This window comes from Lacihabitans sp. CCS-44 (assembly GCF_024343735.1).
GTDB lineage: Bacteria > Bacteroidota > Bacteroidia > Cytophagales > Spirosomataceae > Leadbetterella.
This window is the reverse complement of record NZ_RJUE01000024.1, coordinates 1-3,235: the sequence shown is the minus strand read 5'-3', so window position 1 is coordinate 3,235 and position 3,235 is coordinate 1. Positions and strand designations below refer to the sequence as shown.

The 3,235-nt window shown below is 36.2% G+C and carries 5 protein-coding genes; 2 read left to right on the top strand and 3 right to left on the bottom strand.

Going from position 1 to position 3,235, the window contains the following annotated elements:
* Positions 1-811, top strand: an 811-nt coding sequence (locus EGI26_RS07070; protein ID WP_255077329.1) for a helicase HerA-like domain-containing protein, incomplete at its 5' end; no start/stop codon positions are given.
* A 10-nt stretch (positions 812-821) separates the two neighbouring features.
* Positions 822-1,328, top strand: a complete 507-nt coding sequence (locus EGI26_RS07065) for a uridine kinase (protein WP_255077324.1) — start codon at positions 822-824, stop codon at positions 1,326-1,328.
* 9 nt (positions 1,329-1,337) lie between these two features.
* Here the strand turns inward: EGI26_RS07065 and EGI26_RS07060 are convergent, their stop codons facing one another.
* From EGI26_RS07060 to EGI26_RS07050, 3 genes are all read right to left on the bottom strand, one after another.
* Positions 1,338-1,640: a type II toxin-antitoxin system RelE/ParE family toxin gene (locus EGI26_RS07060; RefSeq protein WP_255077322.1), complete on the bottom strand. Its 303-nt coding sequence runs from the start codon at positions 1,638-1,640 to the stop codon at positions 1,338-1,340.
* Positions 1,633-1,866, bottom strand: a complete 234-nt coding sequence (locus EGI26_RS07055; protein ID WP_255077320.1) for an addiction module protein — start codon at positions 1,864-1,866, stop codon at positions 1,633-1,635. The genes EGI26_RS07060 and EGI26_RS07055 overlap by 8 nt, the downstream gene beginning before the upstream one ends.
* Before the next feature lie 336 nt (positions 1,867-2,202).
* Positions 2,203-3,235 (bottom strand): AAA family ATPase (locus EGI26_RS07050; RefSeq protein WP_255077319.1); only part of this gene is annotated, 1,033 nt, incomplete at its 5' end.

Below are 3,235 nucleotides of genomic sequence, written 5' to 3'. Positions count from 1 at the left end.
AGGGATGATTTCAATATTGAGAGTGATGGATTTGATGGATAGACCTAAGCTATTCTCTACCTTTATGTTGAGTCTTTTGGCAGAGTTGTATGCAAGTTTGCCCGAGGCTGGTGATGAAGATCGACCAAAACTGGTGATATTTATAGACGAAGCTCATTTGGTGTTCCAAGAAGCTTCAAAGGCCTTGTTGAATCAGATAGAAACAGTTATAAAACTCATCAGATCGAAAGGTGTTGGGATATATTTTTGTACACAAAATCCTCAAGATGTGCCATCGTCGGTTCTGGCTCAGTTGGGTTTGAAAGTACAGCATGCATTGAGAGCTTTTACTGCCAACGATAGAAAAGCCATAAAAGAAGCTGCCGGAAACTACCCCGAGACGGATTTTTACCAAACCGAAGATATTCTAACTGCTATGGGAATAGGAGAGGCATTGGTGACTTGTTTGAACGAAAAGGGCATTCCAACTCCACTGGCTGTTACTTTTATGTGTCCTCCTAGAAGTAGAATGGATATTTTGTCAGACGATGAAATAGAAGAAATCATAGAGAAATCGAAGATTGCCAAGAAATACAATGAAGTAATAGATCGTGAGAGTGCATACGAAATATTAAACGAAAAACTGAACACTGCGGACGAATCTGAAGAGCAAGAAGAGGCTCCAAAAGGAAAACAAGAGAAATCTACTTTAGAAACTATTTTGTCAAGCTCCGTTACTCGACAGATAGGTAGAACTGCTGCCAGTATCATCACAAGGTCGCTTTTGGGAGCTTTGGGCTTGGGTGGAAAAAAGAAAACTAGTTGGTTTTAAGACAATCAATATGGTAATAGGAATCGGTGGGCCGAGTAGGTCAGGCAAAAGTACATTGGCCAATCTTTTGGTGACGCATTTCAGAAGAAATGGCAAAAAAGCCATTATTTTTCACCAAGACGACTTTGTTTTTCCCGAAACCCAAATACCTAAAATAAAGGACAAAACCGACTGGGAATCACCGCTTTCTATTGATCACGATCTTATGCTAGAAGTCGTTGCTGATTTTAGAGAACGATTTGATGTAGTGATAGTGGAAGGTTTTTTTGCTTTTCATGATGCTCGGCTGAATGCTATTTACGAGAAACGCATTTTTGTGAAAATATCCAAACGCACCTTTATCATCAGAAAAGCCATGGACTCCCGCTGGGGCTATATACCCACTTGGTACATCGACCACATCTGGAAATCCTACCTCAAAATGGGCAAACCCTCTACGATAAAAACCGACTATCTAGAAGCCTCAGGAGAAGACGAGTTTGACATGAAAAAGATTTTGGGGTATTTGGAGGGGTGAGTTCTGAAATTATCTTCGTCTCCAAATTTGTGGGTTTCTACTGGTGTGAAAAACTGCTTGAATAGTTATGATTTTATGGAGATTGTCTATGGAAAAATGCACAAGGAAGGGGAACTTGTTGATAGGCATGCACCTAATGTTATCATATTTTATAGGATACCGTTCTGGTATTGATTTCAGTTTGGAGATTTGAGAAATAATTCTTTTTTGAAATCTAAATCCTAAGTCGTGTTTTTGAGCAGAATACCAATTTGTGGCCTCGATAATATCCAAAAGAGCGTCTCTGTCAATCTTTATTTCATACTCAATCATTTTTCATAAGAAAATTAATAGCAGCGTTCCAATCAATCAATCGCTCAGGATTAGCATTGTTTTTTTCTCTGCGTTCTCTTACTAAAACCTTATGTTCAATAGGGATTTCTATATTTTCTTCCCAAATAAAGTCATTTAACTGCAATTTTTCAGCAGGCGTTAAATTCCTAACCAATTCTTTAACTTCATTAAAGTTTGGTTTCTCCAGTTTAGTTAAATAGTCCATTTCTATTTGTTTTTGTTACCAAAAATAAACAAATGTTTCTTTTAATAGATTTATTGATTGAAATTTATTTTTCTTTGACAATGAGATAAAATCAATCCAGCGAAGACGAGTTTGACATGAAAAAGATTTTGGGGTATTTGGAGAAATAGATAGGAAATAGGGTAAAGCTTCAAAAATTATAAGGAAACTGTTTCAGAAACTCATAAGGCAATAGACGAGAACCCCATAGATTTGGAAAAAAGAGAAAAACTAAACTACTCGAGATTAAGTTCAACATTGGCTTCATTCTAGGCATTGCATGCCGAACGAAGCCTTAGCTGTTAGTGGCTGGGCTTTTTATCGGCATAATTGTATTAATAATTCTGTGGAAATTCTCAATTGGTCTTCTGTATATGTCCGACTTGGGTCTGGATGGTCGATGGCATTTCTAATATATGTGCATAAAGTGTCATAGGTAGTTGTGCCAAATGACGATGCTTTTCCATGAGTCGTTGAATTATAAAACGAATTATTCTTAATAAAGTCGTCACAAGACTTCACAGTGTTTTTAGATTCCTTTTGCTGTAGCCATCCGTAGAGTTCAATATGATAGTCATTTGAAACAATATCGAAGGCTAAATAATTTGTTTCAGCGTTTGTTATTGATGGTAATACAGAAGGTGCATCAATCTTTTTTGCACTAATAACTCCTCCAGTTTCAGTTAGTACTATTACTAAATTTTTTGTCTTATCGCTTAAGGCCTCACTCAAAACATGCTCTGAATGGGTAGCAATAAAAAGTTGTGTTTTTTGAATGCTAGATTCGGTAAATAGGTCTTTAAAGTATTTTAATATTTTCTTCTGCCACTTAGGGTGCATGCTCAGTTCTGGTTCATCAATCATAATTGCTGCACCGTCCAGTTTTTTGCTGTTTTTTAAAAGGTAGATACCTCTAAATACGATTTGTTTTTCGCCGGTACTTAGATTGTCAATTGTTATTGTTTTCCCGTTTTTGTTAAATAGTAATTGTTTTTCATTTAAGCTGTCTACAACGCCTTCAAATTCAATTTTTTCAAAGAAATTATCAAAAGCATTCTTAAATCGGAAGGTTTTCGAAGTTGGATAAAACTCTGGAACAGATTTGGGATTTGCCCCTAATGTCTCATTAAGTTTCATGTAATCAGATTCATCTTGATTTTTGATGTCAACTAAGAGTTGTTTTAATGATGTGAAATCATCCTGTTGGTCAACATCATATTTTTCAATATCAAGTTGCTTAGTGGTTGTTGAAGTAATCTGTTGTGTTTTGTAGTCCGCTCTAGCTTTGGAAAAGACACAACCATAATATCTTAGATCTTTAATGTCTGATTCTAGCAGTTGTGGGTTGTTA